This window comes from Maritimibacter alexandrii (assembly GCF_005871115.1).
GTDB lineage: Bacteria > Pseudomonadota > Alphaproteobacteria > Rhodobacterales > Rhodobacteraceae > Maritimibacter > Maritimibacter alkaliphilus.
In genome coordinates this window covers 798,510-815,928 of the sequence record NZ_SWKQ01000011.1, presented here as the reverse complement: position 1 = coordinate 815,928, position 17,419 = coordinate 798,510, and the positions used below count along the sequence as shown (strand labels likewise).

The 17,419-nt window shown below is 64.3% G+C and carries 15 protein-coding genes; 5 read left to right on the top strand and 10 right to left on the bottom strand.

Annotation, left to right across the window (positions count from 1 at the left end; all coding sequences use genetic code 11):
- Nucleotides 1-20: 20 nt before the first annotated feature.
- From FCT00_RS12110 to bcp, 4 genes are all read right to left on the bottom strand, one after another.
- The gene (locus FCT00_RS12110) at nt 21-569 is read right to left on the bottom strand and encodes a bactofilin family protein (protein ID WP_040884369.1); all 549 of its coding nucleotides are present in this window, start codon (nt 567-569) and stop codon (nt 21-23) included.
- Complete coding sequence (locus FCT00_RS12105; RefSeq protein WP_235889017.1) at nt 559-1,887, bottom strand: M23 family metallopeptidase; 1,329 nt, start codon at nt 1,885-1,887, stop codon at nt 559-561. The genes FCT00_RS12110 and FCT00_RS12105 overlap by 11 nt, the downstream gene beginning before the upstream one ends.
- Nucleotides 1,888-2,049: 162 nt before the next feature.
- Nucleotides 2,050-2,847, bottom strand: a complete 798-nt coding sequence (locus FCT00_RS12100) for a ferritin-like domain-containing protein (protein ID WP_138423198.1) — start codon at nt 2,845-2,847, stop codon at nt 2,050-2,052.
- Between the two features lie 17 nt (nt 2,848-2,864).
- Nucleotides 2,865-3,353 carry a thioredoxin-dependent thiol peroxidase gene (bcp, locus tag FCT00_RS12095; RefSeq protein ID WP_008328823.1) on the bottom strand — a complete coding sequence of 163 codons (489 nt, stop codon included), beginning with the start codon at nt 3,351-3,353 and terminating at the stop codon, nt 2,865-2,867.
- Nucleotides 3,354-3,415: 62 nt separating this feature from the next.
- Between bcp and FCT00_RS12090 the strand changes: the two genes are divergently transcribed.
- Nucleotides 3,416-6,736 (top strand): YhdP family protein, encoded by a 3,321-nt coding sequence (locus tag FCT00_RS12090; protein ID WP_138423197.1) that lies wholly within the window; start codon nt 3,416-3,418, stop codon nt 6,734-6,736.
- A 7-nt stretch (nt 6,737-6,743) separates the two neighbouring features.
- Nucleotides 6,744-7,811 (top strand): tRNA preQ1(34) S-adenosylmethionine ribosyltransferase-isomerase QueA, encoded by a 1,068-nt coding sequence (queA, locus tag FCT00_RS12085; RefSeq protein ID WP_138423196.1) that lies wholly within the window; start codon nt 6,744-6,746, stop codon nt 7,809-7,811.
- A 60-nt stretch (nt 7,812-7,871) separates the two neighbouring features.
- Here queA and FCT00_RS12080 read toward each other — a convergent pair whose 3' ends face one another.
- Nucleotides 7,872-9,617 carry an extracellular solute-binding protein gene (locus tag FCT00_RS12080; RefSeq protein WP_138423316.1) on the bottom strand — a complete coding sequence of 582 codons (1,746 nt, stop codon included), beginning with the start codon at nt 9,615-9,617 and terminating at the stop codon, nt 7,872-7,874.
- 474 nt (nt 9,618-10,091) lie between these two features.
- Here FCT00_RS12080 and FCT00_RS12075 point away from each other — a divergent pair, with 474 nt between their 5' ends.
- The gene (locus FCT00_RS12075; protein WP_138423195.1) at nt 10,092-11,702 is read left to right on the top strand and encodes a hypothetical protein; all 1,611 of its coding nucleotides are present in this window, start codon (nt 10,092-10,094) and stop codon (nt 11,700-11,702) included.
- On the opposite strand, the gene FCT00_RS12070 is transcribed toward FCT00_RS12075, so the two are convergent.
- The 5 genes from FCT00_RS12070 to FCT00_RS12050 form a co-directional block, all read right to left on the bottom strand.
- Nucleotides 11,699-12,307, bottom strand: coding sequence for a LysE/ArgO family amino acid transporter (locus FCT00_RS12070; protein ID WP_138423194.1), 609 nt, complete (start codon nt 12,305-12,307; stop codon nt 11,699-11,701). The genes FCT00_RS12075 and FCT00_RS12070 overlap by 4 nt on opposite strands.
- The gene (locus tag FCT00_RS12065; RefSeq protein ID WP_008328806.1) at nt 12,304-13,068 is read right to left on the bottom strand and encodes a DUF502 domain-containing protein; all 765 of its coding nucleotides are present in this window, start codon (nt 13,066-13,068) and stop codon (nt 12,304-12,306) included. Before FCT00_RS12065 ends, FCT00_RS12070 begins: the two co-directional genes overlap by 4 nt.
- A 78-nt stretch (nt 13,069-13,146) precedes the next feature.
- Complete coding sequence (locus tag FCT00_RS12060) at nt 13,147-14,055, bottom strand: pseudouridine-5'-phosphate glycosidase (protein ID WP_138423193.1); 909 nt, start codon at nt 14,053-14,055, stop codon at nt 13,147-13,149.
- On the bottom strand, nt 14,052-14,945 hold the full coding sequence (locus FCT00_RS12055; protein WP_138423192.1) for a PfkB family carbohydrate kinase: 894 nt from the start codon (nt 14,943-14,945) through the stop codon (nt 14,052-14,054). Before FCT00_RS12055 ends, FCT00_RS12060 begins: the two co-directional genes overlap by 4 nt.
- A 51-nt stretch (nt 14,946-14,996) precedes the next feature.
- On the bottom strand, nt 14,997-15,332 hold the full coding sequence (locus FCT00_RS12050) for a cupin domain-containing protein (protein WP_138423191.1): 336 nt from the start codon (nt 15,330-15,332) through the stop codon (nt 14,997-14,999).
- A gap of 252 nt (nt 15,333-15,584) precedes the next feature.
- Here FCT00_RS12050 and rpsB point away from each other — a divergent pair, with 252 nt between their 5' ends.
- Together rpsB and tsf are read left to right on the top strand one after the other, a co-directional pair.
- Complete coding sequence (gene rpsB / locus FCT00_RS12045; RefSeq protein ID WP_138423190.1) at nt 15,585-16,355, top strand: 30S ribosomal protein S2; 771 nt, start codon at nt 15,585-15,587, stop codon at nt 16,353-16,355.
- A gap of 88 nt (nt 16,356-16,443) precedes the next feature.
- On the top strand, nt 16,444-17,319 hold the full coding sequence (gene tsf / locus FCT00_RS12040) for a translation elongation factor Ts (protein WP_138423189.1): 876 nt from the start codon (nt 16,444-16,446) through the stop codon (nt 17,317-17,319).
- Nucleotides 17,320-17,419 lie beyond the last annotated feature (100 nt).

Sequence of the window (17,419 nt, the reverse complement as noted above, 5' to 3'; positions counted from 1 at the left end):
AAAATCGGATCAGATCCCGATCAGTTCTGCGCGGGCTTCGGCGCGGGCTGCTGGGCCGGGGCCTGCTGCTGCGGCGCGGCGGCCTTGGGGCGCGGGGCGCCGCCGTTGTTCAGCGGGTCTTCCTGACGCTGAACCGAGCCTTCGAAATGCGCACCGCTTTCGATCGCGATGGTCTTGTGGATGATGTCGCCTTCGACACGGGCGGTCGAGGTCAGGCGCACCTTGAGGCCGCGCAGACGGCCCACGATGCGGCCGTTGACGACCACGTCGTCGGCGACCACTTCGCCCTTCACGGTGGCGCTTTCACCGACCGTCAGCATGTGGGCGCGGATGTCGCCCTCGATCGTGCCTTCGACAAGGATGTCGCCGGTCGAGCGCAGGTTGCCCACCACCGTCAGGTCCGACGACAAGGTCGAGGCCGGGGCTTTCGCCTTGGGCGTGCTCGGCATCGGGGCCGACGAGGAGGCGCTGGACGCCGGAGGTTTCGGCATAGACGTTTCCCCTGCCGGTTTGGTTTCAGACTCGCCCGCCTTGGGGCCCGGTTCGTTGATGCGGCTCTTAGAAAACATCTCGTCCTGCCTTGATATATGTCATTGGATTCACAGCCTTGCCGCCCACGCGCACTTCGTAGTGGAGATGGGGGCCGGTGGACCGTCCGGAATTGCCCATATCACCAATCAGGTCCCCGCGCGAGACCCTTTGGCCTTTCTTGACCCGGATGCGCGACAAATGGGCATAGCGGGTTTCAAGCCCGAACTCGTGCTGCACTTTGATGAGCCGACCATAACCGGATTGCCAGTCGGCATGGGTCACGACACCATCGGCGGTCGCGTAGATCGGCGTCCCGACCGGCCCGGCCATGTCGGTGCCCGCGTGCAGGCGGCCCCAACGGGTGCCGAAGCCCGAGGTATAGCGGAATGTGCCCGGACGCACGGGCATGTAGAACGGCAGCTTTTCAGCGGCGATCCGGTACATGTTCATGCGGTCCAGCTCATTCAGGATTTGGTTGGCGCGCTCCATGTCCTCGCTCGGCTCTTCGCCTTTGGTGGACAGGATCATCGGCATCAACGGTCCACCCTGACCGGAATAGCCGCGCCGGACCTGTGCAAGGATATTGTCTGTGGACATGCCCGCGGCCGAGAACATCTTGTCGAGCGGTTCGAGGCTGACGGTCACCGCCTCTTCGAGCTGGCTGAAGATCTGGTTGTTGCGCTCGTCGCGCAGCCGCGCCTCGTAGATCAGGTCGTCGGTGGCGGTCTTGGCCTCGGCGGCTTCGGCCAAGGCGGCGTCGCGTTCCGTGGCGGTCGCTTCCAAAGCGGCGGTCAGCACGGCGACGGTCTGGCTCATATCCTCGCCGCTGACCATGACGGGAGCCTGGCCCGAGCCGTCTTCGCCCCGCGCCTCGGCCAGCATGGCTTCGAGCGACCCGCGCGCATCGTCGCGTTCGTTCATCGTCCGCCGCAGCGTCGACTGGATCACGTTGATCCCGGTTTCCAGTTCGCGGCGATGCTCTTCCGACGCGAGAAGCTCGGATTGCATTTCGGAAATCTGGGCGAGGGCGAGGTTGAAGCGTTCCTGCGCCGCGACAGCTTCGGCGGCGCGGGCGTCGCGCTGGTCGGCAAGGGTGCGCAGGCGTTCTTCATACAGACGTTGCTCGCGTTGCGATTGCTCGCGCACGCTGCCCGATGACACGGAATCCATCAGAAGGACGGCGGTGGCGATAATGGCCCAGGCGACGAAGGCGGCGCTGACGACCCAAGCGACCAGTTGCACGGTCGGCGTCAGGATCACGAAGCGGGTTCCCTGTTCCGAGCGCAGAAAGAGCCGCTGCTCAGGAAAACTCTTTTCGAGCCGTCGGTTAAACCTGTAGGCCACTGTGTTCAGCACGCTGTCACCGTCTGATTGCCCCATCCCAATTCTTGCGCGTCTGTTCCCCAACGGCGCGCTTGTCGGTCCTTACCGTGCGATACTGCATAAGTGCAACAATTTATCACCCTTTTGGTCGGGTCAGGGGGTCGCATCGGGCAGGAACCTGCCGATTTCGCTGGGTCAGCGCGAGGGTTCAGATGCCAACGGCCAATAGAAATCGGGGGGCATCCCGGCCTCGGCGCGCTTTTCCTCGTTGAAGGGCGGTTTCAGCCCGCCGTGGAAGTAGCGACGCACGAGATCGTGGAAGGCATCCTTGGGGTCGGCCTCGAGCCGCCCGCACAGAAAGTGAAACCACTTGGACCCATAGGCGACATGCGCGACCTCTTCGGCATAGATCACCTCCAGCGCGGCCACCGACCGCGTGTCCTTCGCCTGACGGAAAATCTCGATCATGCCGGGCGTCACGTCGAGCCCGCGCGCCTCCAGCACCATCGGAACGACCGCGAGCCGGCCCATCAGATCCTGCGCCGTATCCTCGGCCGCGCGCCACATGCCCGCATGGGCGGGCAGGGCGCCATAATGGCTTCCCTGCGCTTCGAGCGCATCGCATACGAGGTTGAAATGCTTCGACTCGTCATCCGCCGCCTTCACCCAGTCGTCATAAAAACCGGCGGGCATGGGCGTGTCCGCGAAACGCGGAATGATGTCCCAATGCAGGTCCACCGCGTTCAGCTCGATGTGCGCGATCGCGTGCAGGATCGCATTACGCCCCTCGGGGCTGCCGGGTCGCCTGCGCGGCACGTCGCGCGGGTCGAGCAACTGCGGTCGCGCGGGTCTTGCTGGAAAGTCGGGGGGATCGGCCCGCCCGATGGGCAGCGGATCGCCCGCCGCGCGCGCCGCGAACCACGTGGCCGCATGTCTGCGCGACAGGGCGGTCTTTTCGCGCCCGTCGGCGGTGGTGAGAACCTCCACCGCCATTTCGGCAAGCGTCTGGCTCAAAGCGCCTTGACCGCCGCCAGCACCTCGTCCGCGTGACCCGGCACCTTCACCTTGGGCCAGACCTGCGCGATCTTGCCGTCCGCGCCGATGAGATAGGTGGTGCGGGTGATCCCCATGAAGGTCTTGCCGTACATCTTCTTTTCACCCCAGACGCCGTAATCCTCACACAGCGTCCCCTCGGCATCGGACAGAAGCGGCACGGTCAGCTCTTGTTTGGCCGCGAAATTCTCCTGCTTCTTCACGCTGTCCTTGGACGCGCCCAGAACCACCGCACCCGCATCGACGAACGCCTGATGCAGCCGGGTGAAATCCAGCGCCTCGTTGGTGCAGCCGGGGGTCGAGGCTTTGGGGTAGAAAAACAGAACCACGGGTTTGCCCGCGAAATCGTCGAGCGACACGGTATCGCCACCATCGCGGGGCAGGGAAAACGCGGGCGCTTTCGCGCCGATGTCCAAAAGCTGATCGGCCATATTCTTTCCTTCCATTGGGCTTTGCCCTAATCACGGTTCAATCACACGAGCCCCCGGATGGAAAGCACCGGCCAGAGATGACCGAACCGACTGAGCACGAGCCGCCTTCGCGCCCCACGGACGCGTCGTCCCGTGCCGCGCGGTGGCGACCGCGGCGGCTGCATTTTCACCTCGGTATCTGGTCCGTCCTCGCCATCGCCGCCGTGGGGCTGTTTCTGACATTGGCCTCGATGTCGCTGACCGGCCGGGCCATCGCCTTGCCCGACTGGGTCGCCGAACGGGTCGAGACCGAACTCAATACGGCGATGCCCGAAGGGTCGATCACACTCCGCCGCATCGAACTGGGTGTCACGCCCAAGGGCCGGCCCCGGCTGCGTCTGGTCGATGTGGGGCTCAGGGACGCCTCCGGCCTCGACATCGCGCAATTGAACTCGATCGAAGGCGGCGTGCGTCTTGCGCCGCTGTTTCAGGGTGAATTCGTGCCGCGCACCGTGATCCTGTCCGGGGCGCAGGTGACGTTCCGGCGGCTGGCGGACGGCAGCTTCGCGCTGCAATTCGGGCAGGGCGACACCGCCACCGGCAATCTCGCCGACGTGCTCGACGAATTCGACGCGGTGTTCGACGGCGGTATCCTTGCCGAAGCGGTTCATGTCGAGGCGCTCGGCCTGACCATCACGCTGGAAGACGCCCGGACGGGCCGCATCTGGCAGGTGACCGACGGACGGCTGGTGGTGGGGCAGACCGACAAGATCGTCGAAACCGAAGTGAGCTTCGACGTCTTCAACCAGACCGACGAACTGGCCGAGGTCGAACTGGGCCTGCGCACCGCCAAGGCCGATAGCGCCGCGACCTTGTCGATCAGCTTCCGCAACGCCGCCGCGCGCGACATCGGCGCACAATCGGCGGCGCTGTCGTTTCTGAACCTGATCGACGCCCCCATCGACGGGGCCCTGCGCACGACCATCGCGGGCGACGGCACGATCTCGGACCTCGCAGGCGCGATGGAGATCAAGGAAGGCGCGATCAAACCCAACCCGACCTCGCATCCTGTGGGCTTCGGCGGCGCCAAGGGGTATCTGGACTACGACCCGGAGCAACAGGCGCTGCAACTCTCCGGTCTTACCTTCACCTCGGATCTGGGCGAGATCGAGCTGGACGGCAAACTCATGCTCGCCGACTTCCAGAACGACTGGCCGCAATCGGTGATCGGGCAGATCCGCGTGAACCGGGCCTCGTTCACGACGCCGGAGGTCTTCGACGCCCCGGTGACCATCGACCGCGGGTTTGCCGATTTCCGGGTGAAACTTTCGCCCTTCTCGGTGGATATCGGGCAGGTCGTCCTGTTTCGCGGATCGACGCGCTTCAACCTCGACGGGCGGATCACGGCGGCGGGCGACGAATGGGCGATGGCCCTGAACGCGCATATCCCGTCCATCGACGTGCCGAACCTCAAACAGGTCTGGCCCAAGACGGTGGCCCCCAAGCCGCGCGACTGGATGTTCCGCAACGTCGAGGCGGGCGCGCTGCGCGATGTGCACATGGCGCTGCGCGGCCCCTCGCTGAAATCGGCGGTTCTGATGATGGGGTCCGAAGCCACCGGCGCCCAAGTCCGCGTGATGAAGCAGATGCCTGTCGTCCACGATGCCTCGGGCCATATGTCGCTGGCCAACCAACGCTTCGTCGTCGGGGTGGATCAGGGCACCATGACGGCGCCCAACGGGATGGACATGGACGTCTCGGGCAGCAGCTTCACCGTGCCGGATGTGACGGTCAAGCAAGGCCCCGCGCAGGCCGACGTGAAGATCGAGGGGCCGGTGCAGGGCGCCTTCGCGCTGCTGGAGCTGCCGCCGTTCGAGGTCTTCAAGAACAACGATTTCGGGCCGGACGTCGCCACCGGACGGGTATCGGCCCACGGCACGGTGAATTTCCTCCAGAAACCCGTGATCCCGATCGAGGATATTCAGTTCGACGTGGCCGGGTCGGTGTTCGACGTGCGCACGGACCAGATCATCAAGGGCAGCACCCTGACCGCGGAGCGGCTCGACTTCACCGCGCGGCCCGAGGCGATCGAGGTCACGGGGCCGGGCAAGATCGGCGACGTCGACGTGCGCGCGACATGGGTGCAGCCCATCGCGCCCGAGACCGCAGGGCAGGGGTCCACGGTCGAAGGCACGATCACGGTCGGTCAGGCGCTGGTCGAGGAATTCAACCTTGGCCTCTCCTCCGCGATCCTCGACGGTGCCGCGCCTGCGCAGTTCACGGCCCGTATCGTGCCCAATCAGCCGATCACGCTGACCGCCAGTTCGACCCTCGTCGGCGCGCGTCTGGCCATTCCCGGCACCGGGTGGAGCAAGGCCGCAGGCACCTCCGGCCAGCTCGACCTGACCGCCACACTCGGCCCGACGCCGACGGTCGAAACCCTGTCGCTCACCGCGCCCGGCCTGTCCGCATCCGGCACGATCACGACCAAGTCGGGCGGCCTCGACCGCGCCAGTTTCTCGCGCGTGCGGCTCGGCGGCTGGCTCGACGCCCCCGTCACGCTCACCGGGCGGGGGAACGCGCCCATCGCCATTGCCGTGCGCGGCGGGCGTGCCGACCTGCGCAACGCCGGGCTTTCGTCCGGCGGGTCGTCCGGTGGCGCGCGTGGCCCCGCGTCGCCGCTCGACCTGACGCTGGATGAACTGGTGATCGCCGAGGGCATCGCCTTGCAGGGCTTCCGGGGGAACTTCGACCTGTCCGGCGGCCTGCGCGGCACGTTCACGTCACAGGTAAGCGGCGGCGCGCAACTCACCGGCACGGTGGCCCAGACCGAGAACGGTGCGGCCTACCGGATCAACGCGGCACAGGGCGGCGAGATTCTGCGCGGTCTCAACCTCTTCACCAAAGCCAGCGGGGGCGCGCTCGAGGTCGTGCTCGCCCCGACCGGCCAGAAGGGCACCTTTGAAGGCTCCGTCACGCTCACCGACACGCGCCTCGTGGAAGCGCCCGCGATGGCCGAGCTTCTGTCCGCGATCTCGGTCGTCGGTCTGCTCGACCAACTGGACGGCCCAGGCATCGGCTTTTCCGAGGTGAAGGGGCGTTTCAACCTCTCGCCCGAACGTCTTACGCTCTATTCGTCCTCCGCCGTCTCCGCCTCGCTCGGCCTGTCGATGGACGGGTATTACAACTTGGGGTCCAACACGCTCGACATGCAGGGCACGCTGTCGCCCTTCTACCTCATCAACTCGCTGGGCCGCGCGGTGAGCGCGCGCGACGGCGAGGGACTCGTCGGGTTCAACTTCACGCTGACCGGCCCCGCTAAAAAGCCTAACGTGGGGATCAATCCGCTTTCGATCCTGACGCCGGGTGTGCTACGCGAGGTTTTCCGAAGGCAAGCGCCGCAGCAACCCACACCGTGAGGCCGACATGACGACCGATGCCATTGGGACCCGGCTTTCAGACTACGATTTCGACCTGCCCGAGGATCTGATCGCGACCCGGCCGGCCCGGCCCCGGTCCTCGGCCCGTCTGCTGATCGCCGAGCGCGCCCGGATCACCGATGGGGTGGTGACGGATCTGGTCGATTGGCTTCGCCCCGGCGACCGGCTCGTGCTGAACGACACGCGGGTGATCCCGGCCCGGCTCGAAGGCACGCGGACGCGGGGCGAGGCGCAGGCGCGGATCGAAGTGACGCTGCTTGCCCCGGATGCACAACCCGGCGCGTGGTCGGCGCTGGTCAAGCCGCTGCGCAAGGTGAAGGATGGCGAAACCATCGACTTCGCCGCGGGCCTCAGCGCCACCGTCCTGTCACGGTCCGAAGGGCAGGCGGTGCTGACCTTCAACCTCACGGGCGCGGCGTTCGATGCGGCACTGGCCGAGGCGGGGCGAATGCCGCTCCCGCCCTATATCGAGGCCAAGCGCCGGGCGGATGCGCAGGACCGCGAGGACTATCAGACCGTCTGGGCGCGCCAGACCGGCGCGGTCGCGGCCCCCACCGCTTCGCTCCATTTCGACGATGCGCTGCTTGCGGCGCTGGACGCGCGGGGCGTGACCCGCACCCATGTCACGCTTCATGTCGGCGCGGGCACGTTCCTGCCCGTCAAGGTGGACGACGTGTCCGACCACACGATGCACGCAGAATGGGGCGAAGTGACCGAAGCCGCGGCCGCCGAAATCAACGCGACCCGCGCTGCCGGAGGCCGGATCATTCCGGTGGGCACCACGGCGCTTCGGCTGATCGAAAGCGCGGCCATGGCTCCGGGCCGGATCGAGCCTTGGCGCGGCCCGACGGATATCTTCATCCGGCCCGGCTATGCCTTCAAGATCACCGACGGGCTGATGACCAATTTCCACCTGCCGAAATCGACGCTGATGATGCTGGTCTCGGCGCTCATGGGCATGGAGCGGATGCGCGAGGTCTATGCCCACGCCATCGAGAACCGTTACCGCTTTTTCAGCTACGGCGACGCCTCATTGCTTCTGCCCAACGGCTAGGTCATTCCGGTTACGACATTGCGCGAGGGGGGGGGCAGCGCCCCCGCCAGCGCCGCGCCATTACTCTTCGTACCACCAAAGCTCCGGCTGGAAACCCAGCCAGTCGCCGTACATCGGCAGCGTCTCGGGGTAGTGCAGCTCTTTCACATGGGCCACCCGGGACACGTCGGAATACCAGATCGGGATCACGTAGCGACCTGCCGTGAGCACCCGGTCCAGCGCCTTGGTCGCGGCTTGAAAATCGTCCTGACTGTCCGCCGTCAGCATTTCCTCGATCAACCCGTCCACGGCCTCGGATTCGACACCCATCCAGTTGCGTGACCCGTTCTCGCCCACCATGGCCGAGCCCCAGTAAAGGCGTTGCTCGTTGCCCGGCGACAGCGACAGCGACCGCCAGTAGGGGGCCATGTCGAAATCGTAGCTGTTGGTGCGCTCGGTATATTGCGCCGAGTCCATCGCCGAGATCGTCGGCGTGATCCCGATCCGGGCCAGCGACGCGGCGTAGATGTCGATCACCTGCCGGTCCTGCGTCGCGCCTTGATTGAGCACGATTTCAAAGGTGAACTCATCGCCCGCTTCGTTCTTCATCACGCCGTCCTGCACCGTCCATCCGGCCTCGGCCATCAGGTCCAGCGCACGGGCGACACCGGCGCGGTTGCGCTCGGACCCGTCCGAGGCGGGCAGGGCGTATCCCTCGAGCGCGCCCGGCGGCAGGTCGTCATAGGCGCTCAGGTTTTCGGCCACGCGGCCCGTCGCCGGGGCGCCGACCTCCATCCCCAGAACCGAGTTGTGGAAATAGGACTGGATGCGCGGCTCGCGACCGCCGTTCAGGGTCTGGTTGATGAACTCGAAGTTGAAGACCTGGATCATCGCCTCGCGCACCCGCCAGTCCTGAAACTGGGGGCTGCGGGTGTTCATGACATAGCCCTGAATGCCGGTCGGGCGCTTGTGCGGAATCTCCGACAGCACCACGTCGCCCGATTGCACCGCCGGGAAGTCGTATTGCGTCGCCCATTTCTCGGCGTTGGTTTCGCGGTAGGTGTTGGCTTCGCCCGCCTTGAACGCCTCGAACACCACGTCGCCGTCGCCGTAGAATTCATACCGGATCGTGTCGAAATTCATCTGACCCTGCATGAACGGCACGTCTTTGCCCCAGTAGTCGGGATTTCGTTCAAGGTTCAGATACCGCCCCGGTTCGAAATCCCCGATCACATAGGGCGACGACCCGATCGGGATCACGTCGATGCCCGACGCCTGAAAGTCATGCCCTTCCCATTGGGCCTTCTTCAGGATGGGCCGCAGCCCCATGATGAGCGGTAGTTCGAAATCGACCGTGTTGAACGTGAACCGGACCGAGCGCGGGCCGGTCTGCTCCATCTTCTCGATCTTGCCCCATGCGCCGAGATAGCGCGGATGCCCCTCGGTCCCGAGGATTTCGTAAGACCACATCACATCCTCGACCGTGACCGGCGAGCCGTCCGAGAACGCCGCCTCTTCGCGCAGCGTGAATTCGACCCATTCGCGGTTCGGCCCGGTTTCGACCGTCTCGGCCAGAAGGCCGTAAAGCGTGAACGGCTCGTCATAGGACCGGCCCAGCAGACTTTCGAAGATCATGTAGCGCAATTGCCAGGGCGGGTTGCCCTTGGTGATGACCGGATGCAGGGAATCGAACGACCCCGATTCGGCAAAGACGATCTCGCCCCCCTTGGGCGCATCCGGGTTGGCTTGCGGCAAGTGCTTGAAATCCGCGGGAAGGGCCGGTTCCCCATACATGGCGATGCCGTGCTTGGGTTCGGCATGTACCATTTGGGCCATCCCGCCAATTGTGCCTGCAAGAGCGATCCCCAACATATGTTGGGCGAATCGGCGATGAACTGCGAATGTCATTGGAAACGGTCCCCCGTACTGCGCCTGTTTGTGGCGAGCCTAGTGGGCGTTCCTTGGCTTTTCAAACTTTTAGCTTGGACTTTGAAGTTGCTGCCTCTATATTGAGGACACTGCTCGATAGGTTTCTTGCCTGTATGAAACCTGCCTCAATGACTGAACGCCGGCCCTAGTGCCGGCGTTTTTTTGGTGTCCGGTCGGAGCCCTCTACTCGTGATTGTTATCCCGGCACCGCACAATACATGCGTGGCCTGTCGGCAGTTTGTGCGAAGAGCCGCGACTTGCGTGCTGCACCGCCCACCCAACCGAGACCGCCTGATGGGTAATTGACCGTTCACCAGATTTGGCAAAAACTGAGGAAATTATAGTTCAGGTATTTATTTTCGGGGGGGCACAATGGCCAAAGGAATGCGAACTGGTCTTATTCTGATCCTTGTGCTCTGTGCGTCGTGCCTTGTGTCTTGTGGTGAAACCGCCGTCAACTACGCCTATCGCAACGCAGACTGCGGTGCAAACCCAGTCCGCATCGTCTCTGCAACATCTCGAGAGGACTCCGAGCAGGCAAGATGCGCCTATCAAGAGCATGTCGCACCGGATACGCCACCTGATGCACCCGCGCGCTACGATCTGGCCTTTCTCGAATTCGGCGATCACCCCGCAGCGCGGTTGAGCGACAGCCAATTTCTTCTGATCAAATCCCAAATCCGCCAAAACCGCCAAGCTGGCCGGGACACGGTCCTCGTCGCCTATGTGCACGGTTGGCGTCACGACGCCGAAGTCAACAACCGGGACGTACAGGGCTTCCGGACGATGCTTAACTACACGCGCAGCTTCCTCGACCAACGCGGGCGAATGGCCGACACGACCGAGGTACTTGGTGTCTACATCGGTTGGCGCGGACGGCAACATGACGAGGAGACCGAACGCAAAAGCAATTTTCCGAGTATCATTCCGGCCGCGTTCACTCTGGGGGAACGAAAGGCCATATCCGAAACACTGTCGGAAATCGTCATTGCCGACCTGCGTGATATCCAATCTGAGTTGGACTTGGACAACTCTGACGACCGCATGATCGTCATGGGGCATTCGCTCGGAGGAAACCTGTTGGCGACAGGTCTTATGACCGAACTCGAAGAGGATCTCCGCCGACATGGGCAGGATCATCGCGGTCAGGCTTTCCAGCCGCCGCTCGGCAACCTCACCGTTCTGTTCAATCCAGCAGCTGAATCGCAGAAGTGGACAAGGCTGCAATTGGCTATGCGTGACGGCGCAGGGCTTTCGCCGGAATGGTCACGGCTTCTGGACCCGGCAGAAACGAGCCTTGAGACACTTTTCCCCGCCACCCAAAAGCCGGTTTACATCTCCATAACCTCAATCTGTGACAAATGGGGGCCTGAGGAACGGAGCGGTGACGGGCTTCTGAACTGCGATTGGGCGACTGGCTACCTGTTCCCACTCGCAAGCCACTTTTCCAACTCGATCGATTCAAACGACCGGATCACGATCGGTTATGCCCGAGCGAACTATTATGTTACCAACCGCGACGGCGTGAAGAGGTGGGAGATCGACGGTCCGGCGATCGGCGCTGACTTCGACATCATCACCAACGCGCGCGCGGGCGGGCTTTCCACATACGTCAACGCTAATGTGCCAGACACCAGCTTGTGTGCGCCACAGGGCAATTGGCTTTACGACGCCCGCGTCAGCCAAATTCAGGGAAACCATCACAACGCGGGCAGAGGCTGGGACGTAGAGGCCGGCCCACGAGTCAAACCCGAAAAAGGTCAATCCACGGCGCTGGTACAGATCCGGCATGATGTGTCATTGCCAAGGCCATTTTGGCACAATGGCGTGGGTCTCGCCCCGTCCGTTGCGCCAGCCAATGGCCCGCTTTGGAACATGCGTGCACATGGCAGCGTCATCGACGACCACCGCGGCTTGGTGAACTATCCCTTGTGGTGCGTGCTAAACCAGATCTTGTTGGATGACGTGGCCGCAGCGAACTAGACCACCCCTACGATCAACTTCGCCGCAATCGCCAGCATCGTCAGCCCGATCAAAAGGTCGAGCACTTGCCACGCCCGCGCCGAGCGCATGATGGGCGCGAGGAACCGGGCGCCGTAGCCAAGGCCGAAGAAGAAAACGAAGCTCGCGATGACGGCCCCGGCGCCGAAGGTGATGCGGGTGGGCCAATCGGGGTATTGTGTGGACACGGCACCGATCAGGCCCAGCGTATCGAGGTAGACATGCGGATTGGCCCAGGTGAACGCCGCCGCGATGGCAAGTGTCTTCCACAGCGAATGGTCCGCGCCGCCGATCTCCATCGCATCGCCGCCGCGCCATGCCGCGATGAGCCTGGTGAGGCCGTAGACGATCAGGAACGCAGCACCCCCAAGGCTCATCACAAGCGGCAGCCAGGGTGCCGCCGCGACCATCGCGCCGAAGCCCGCGACGCCTGCGGTGATGAGGAGCGCGTCGGACGCCGCGCAGAACAGGCACAGCCAGAACACATGGCTGCGCAATAGCCCTTGGCGCAGGACGAAGGCGTTCTGCGCGCCGATGGCGAGGATCAGGGAAAAGCCGGTCGCGAACCCGGTCAGCGCCGCCGTCATTCCGCCGGTTTGGGCAGCGGCGTGCCGCCTTTGTTTTCCACCGTGTCTTTCTTGTTCGGATAGACGAGGCCCGCCGAAATGACGAGTTTCGCCGCATCCTCGACCGTCATGTCGAGTTCGATCACCGAATGGCGCGGCACGAAGAGAAGGAAGCCCGAGGTCGGGTTCGGCGTGGTCGGCAGAAACACCGATATGATCTCTTCATCCACCGGGATGCGCTTGGCGATCTCACCCTTCGCGTTCGTCGAGATGAAGGCGATGGCCCACAGCCCCTTGCGGGGATATTCGACCAGACAGGCCTTGTCGAATTTGGTGTCGGTCTGCGCGAACACCGTTTCGGCGATCTGCTTGATCCCGTTGTAGAGCGAGCGGACGATGGGCATCCGATCGACGAGGTTTTCGCCCCATGCGATGAACTGACGTCCGAGAATCCCCTTGGCGATCCAGCCCACGAAAATCGTGAAGAGCAGGAAGATGACGACGCCGAGGCCCCGGATGTTCACCGTCACGTTCTCGCCGAAGACGGCGATGAACCACTCCTTGTCGCCAAGGTAGCGTTGGATCAGCATGTCCGGGTGGTAGCTTTTCGGCACGAAGGGCAGCACCCAGCCGTCGATCCAGCCGATGAAGGTCCAGATCAGCCAGATGGTCAGCGCGATGGGCGCGACGACGACCAGCCCCGTGAGAAAATTGTTCCTGAACCCTGCGAAGAAGCGACGGCGTCTGCGCGGATGGTCGGGCGGGGTGGGCTTGGCGTTCATAATGGTCCGGGGTTCGGGCGTTACACGCTATCTAGGCGCTGCGGCGCGGCACGGCAATGGTGAGGTTCCGCCGTGGTATCACTTTCCTGCAAGCGCCCGCGCAATCCCCGCCCCAAGGCGCGCATTGTTCAGAACGAGGGCGATATTGGCGGTGAGCGAAGCCCCGTCGGTCGCCCGGAAGATATGGTCGAGCAAGAAGGGCGTGACCGCTTTGCCCTTGATCCCCTGCGCCTCGGCTTCGTCCAGCGCGGCCTCGATGATCGGGCCGATCACCTCTTGCGCGATCTCGTATTCCTGCGGGATCGGGTTGGCGACGAGTTGCCCGCCCGACAGGCCCATCGCTGCGCGCGTCTCGGCTGCCCGTGCGATGTCTTCGGCGCTGTTCATCCTGAGCGGTGCGCCAAGGCCGGACGCACGCGACCAGAACGCCGGGAAGTCGTCCTGACCATAGGCGATGACAGGCACCCCGTTGGTTTCCAGCACTTCCAGCGTTTTCGGCAGATCCAGAATCGCTTTGGCCCCGGCTGCCACCACGGTCACGGGGGTCGTGGCCAATTCGATCAGGTCGGCGGATATGTCGAACGAGGTTTCGGCGCCCCGATGCACACCGCCGATCCCGCCGGTCGCGAAGACCCGGATGCCCGCCAGATGCGCCGCGATCATCGTCGCGGCCACGGTCGTGGCCCCCGTGCCCCCCGTGGCGATACAGGCCGCGATATCGGCACGTGACAGCTTGGCCACGTCCTTGGCCTGACCCAGCGTCTCGAGTTCGTCATCCGTCAGGCCCACGTGCAAGCGGCCCGACAAGACCGCGATGGTTGCGGGCACGGCCCCCGCGGCGCGGATCGTCGCCTCGACCTCGCGCGCCGTTTCCATGTTCTGCGGCCAGGGCATCCCGTGGGTGATGATGGTGCTTTCCAACGCCACGAGGGGTGCGCCGGATGCGCGCGCGTCGGCCACTTCGGGCGAGTAATGAATGTCGATCATGCGGGGTCCTCTCCCGATACATAAGTGGCGGCGGCGTTCAACGCCGTGCGCAGCGCGATCACACCGCTTTCGCCGCGCCTCTCCGCCGCGATATGGGCCGCCATGAAGGTGTCGCCTGCGCCGGTCACGCGTTTTTGCGGAACTCGTGGCGGGGTATCGCTGATCGTGCCTGCATATTCGCCAAGCGCCGCCGACCGTGCGCCATCCGTGACCAGCGCCCGCGTCGCCCCGGCGGCGACCAGCGCATCGGCGGCGTGGAAGGCCGCGTCGAAGGTCCGGCCAAGGATCAGCCCGGCCTCTTCCAGATTGACGTAAAGCGTCGCGCCGGGATGGGCGAGCAGCGGGGTCAGCCGTGTCGCCTTGCCGGGGCTCGCCGGGGCGATCCTGAGATCGGCTTTGCGCAGGGCAGGGTGCTCGGCCACGTCGATAAGCAGCGCCTCGGTCAGGTTCCCGTCCAGCGCCACGGGGCCGCTGTAGGGGGCCTCGGCGCTCCCCAACCGGCCGTCGAACAGGGGCGCGAGGATACGGTCGCCCGCCGCCTCCAGCGAATGCGCGTCGCACATCGCCGCCACCAGCCCGCCATTGTCCTCGATGGCGATGTAGCTGTCGGTCGGCAGTCGTGCATCGCGCAGCAGAAACGCGGTGATAAGCCCCATGTCGTCGCAGGCGGTGACGAGTTCGTCGCCCTCGGGGTCCGAGCCGACGATGGACAACAGGGCAGGGGTCAGCCCGAAGCGTTTCAGCGTCATGGCGATGTTCAGCGCCACACCGCCCGGCAGGCGCGTAATGCGCCCCGGCACGTCATTGCCCTGCCGCATCGACGCGTCGGTGCGCCCGATCACGTCCCACAGCACGCTGCCGATGCAAAGAATATCGCTTGTCCCGTTCATCACCCGCTTTTGGCAACCCACCGGGAAAACCGCAAGCCGGGTTAGGGCCGATCAAGCGCGCAAAGGATACCGATCCGCTTCTTCGAACACGTCGATGGCGGTTGTCCCGGCCTTGATGCGCGCACTATGCGGCACGCCCGTCGGCAGGTTCCATGTGTCGCCGGGACCGCAGGTCTGCACCTCGCCGTCGATGGTCATTTCGATCTCGCCCGAGATGAGCGTGCCCCATTGCCATTTGTGGCTGTGCTCCGGGATCTCGAAATCCTGATGGAAGGTGAAAAAGACGACGAGGCCCGCGTCGGATTGGATCGCCCGCGCCGAAACCACATCCTCGGGAAACGGGATGTCGAGGGCGGGGAATGCCTGTATGAAGTCGGGAAATGCCATTGATCCTCCTGTCCCGCCCGCCTGATTGCGGGCCCTTTGATCCGACCCTACGCCAATTTCAGCGAAAACAAGCTGAAAAACCGCGAAACCCCTTGCCAACAGGGCCAAAGCCCCGTATTGGCCGCCCTACTTCACAGGCGGGGTCGGGCCTGACGGGGAGAAATCCCGTGCAGGTCCACCGGTTGGTGAGGGCGAAGTTTCGTCCAAACCTAGAAGCCCCGCCGAGGCGCAAACCGGAAAAGGAATATGGACATGGCGCTCCCTGAATTCACTCTGCGTCAGCTTCTGGAAGCTGGCGTTCACTTCGGCCACCAGACTCAGCGTTGGAACCCCCGCATGGGCGAGTTCATCTACGGTGAGCGGAACGGCATCCACATTTTCGACCTGACCCAGACCGTCCCGATGCTGGACGCCGCTCTGAACGTGATCCGTGAAACGGTCGCGAAGAACGGCCGCATCCTGTTCGTCGGCACCAAGCGTCAGGCGTCGAAGCCGATCGCCGAAGCCGCCGAGAAATCGGCCCAGTACTACATGAACCACCGCTGGCTCGGTGGCACGCTGACCAACTGGCAGACCGTGTCGCAGTCGATCAACCGCCTCAAGGCCTATGACGAGCAGCTCGCCGCCGGTGCCGAAGGCCTGACGAAGAAAGAGCGTCTGGGCATGGAACGCGATCAGGAGAAACTGACGCTTTCGCTCGGCGGTATCCGCGAAATGGGCGGCCGTCCCGACCTCCTGTTCGTCATCGACGTGAACAAGGAAGACCTCGCCATCAAGGAAGCCAACAAGCTGGGCATCCCGGTCGTGGCCGTTGTCGACTCCAACTGCTCGCCCGATGGCGTTGACTACATCATCCCCGGCAACGACGACGCCGCCCGCGCCATCGCGCTTTACTGCGATCTGGCCGCCCGCGCCGCGCTTGACGGCATGTCCGGTCAGCTCGAAGCCGCCGGCATCGACGTCGGCGCGCTGGAAGAAGGCATGGTCGAGGAAGCTGTCGCCGAAGAGCAGGCCGAAGCCTGATCTTCGTCATAGTCCTGTAACCGAGGGCGGGCACACCGCCCTCGGACCCGTTTCTAACGGACCCCGTACATTACGAAGGAGAGCCAAGATGGCGATCACCGCTGCACAAGTGAAAGAACTCCGCGAGAAATCCGGCGCGGGCATGATGGATGCCAAGAAGGCGCTGACCGAGACCGACGGCGACATGGACGCCGCGATGGACTGGCTGCGCACCAAGGGTCTTGCCACCGCCGCCAAGAAATCGGGCCGCACCGCTGCCGAGGGCCTCGTCGCCGTCGCCGTGTCGGGCGACACCGGCATCGCGGTCGAAGTGAACTCGGAAACCGACTTCGTCGGCAAGAACGCCGAATTCCAAGGCATGGTCACCAAGATCGCCGCCGCCGCGCTGAACGTGGCCGACGTGGACGCGCTGAAAGAGGCCGACATCGACGGCAAGCCGGTTTCGACCATGATTACCGACGCCATCGCGAAGATCGGCGAGAACATGGGCGTGCGCCGCATGGAGAAGATCTCGGGCGAGACGGTCGTGACCTACGTGCACAACGCCGTGGCTGACGGCCTCGGCAAGATCGGTGTCCTCGTCGCGATGACCGGCGGTGACGAAGCCTTCGGCAAGCAGGTCGCGATGCACGTCGCCGCCGCGAACCCGGCTTCGCTCGATCAGGCCTCGCTCGACCCGGCCATCGTCGAGAAAGAGCGTCAGATCCAGATCGAGATCGCCCGCGAATCCGGCAAGCCGGAGCAGGTGATCGAGAAGATGATCGAAGGCCGCATGAAGAAGTTCCTCTCGGAAGTCACGCTTCTGGGCCAGAACTTCGTCATCAACCCGGACCTGACGGTCGAGCAGGCCGCGAAGGAAGCGGGCGCGACGATCACCGGCTTCATCCGTATGGAAGTCGGCGAAGGCATCGAGAAGGTCGAAGAAGACTTCGCCGCCGAAGTGGCCAAGGCCGCCGGCGCCTGATCCGGATAAGAATCGGGCCGGGCAGGGTGCCCGGCCCACACATGACGGAACCCGGTGCGCCGACGCGTGCCGGGATTTTCTTTGGCCGACAACGGGCTGA

What these genes read in the sequence shown, in the direction of transcription:
- FCT00_RS12050 (WP_138423191.1), bottom strand. Translation starts at nt 15,332, where the DNA reads ATGGCATTTCCCGACTTCATACAGGCATTCCCCGCCCTCGACATCCCG.
- FCT00_RS12065 (WP_008328806.1), bottom strand. Translation starts at nt 13,068, where the DNA reads ATGAACGCCAAGCCCACCCCGCCCGACCATCCGCGCAGACGCCGTCGC.
- rpsB (WP_138423190.1), top strand. Translation starts at nt 15,585, where the DNA reads ATGGCGCTCCCTGAATTCACTCTGCGTCAGCTTCTGGAAGCTGGCGTT.
- FCT00_RS12060 (WP_138423193.1), bottom strand. Translation starts at nt 14,055, where the DNA reads ATGATCGACATTCATTACTCGCCCGAAGTGGCCGACGCGCGCGCATCC.
- tsf (WP_138423189.1), top strand. Translation starts at nt 16,444, where the DNA reads ATGGCGATCACCGCTGCACAAGTGAAAGAACTCCGCGAGAAATCCGGC.
- bcp (WP_008328823.1), bottom strand. Translation starts at nt 3,353, where the DNA reads ATGGAAGGAAAGAATATGGCCGATCAGCTTTTGGACATCGGCGCGAAA.
- FCT00_RS12080 (WP_138423316.1), bottom strand. Translation starts at nt 9,617, where the DNA reads ATGGTACATGCCGAACCCAAGCACGGCATCGCCATGTATGGGGAACCG.
- queA (WP_138423196.1), top strand. Translation starts at nt 6,744, where the DNA reads ATGACGACCGATGCCATTGGGACCCGGCTTTCAGACTACGATTTCGAC.
- FCT00_RS12070 (WP_138423194.1), bottom strand. Translation starts at nt 12,307, where the DNA reads ATGACGGCGGCGCTGACCGGGTTCGCGACCGGCTTTTCCCTGATCCTC.
- FCT00_RS12055 (WP_138423192.1), bottom strand. Translation starts at nt 14,945, where the DNA reads ATGAACGGGACAAGCGATATTCTTTGCATCGGCAGCGTGCTGTGGGAC.
- FCT00_RS12110 (WP_040884369.1), bottom strand. Translation starts at nt 569, where the DNA reads ATGTTTTCTAAGAGCCGCATCAACGAACCGGGCCCCAAGGCGGGCGAG.
- FCT00_RS12100 (WP_138423198.1), bottom strand. Translation starts at nt 2,847, where the DNA reads ATGGCGGTGGAGGTTCTCACCACCGCCGACGGGCGCGAAAAGACCGCC.
- FCT00_RS12075 (WP_138423195.1), top strand. Translation starts at nt 10,092, where the DNA reads ATGGCCAAAGGAATGCGAACTGGTCTTATTCTGATCCTTGTGCTCTGT.
- FCT00_RS12090 (WP_138423197.1), top strand. Translation starts at nt 3,416, where the DNA reads ATGACCGAACCGACTGAGCACGAGCCGCCTTCGCGCCCCACGGACGCG.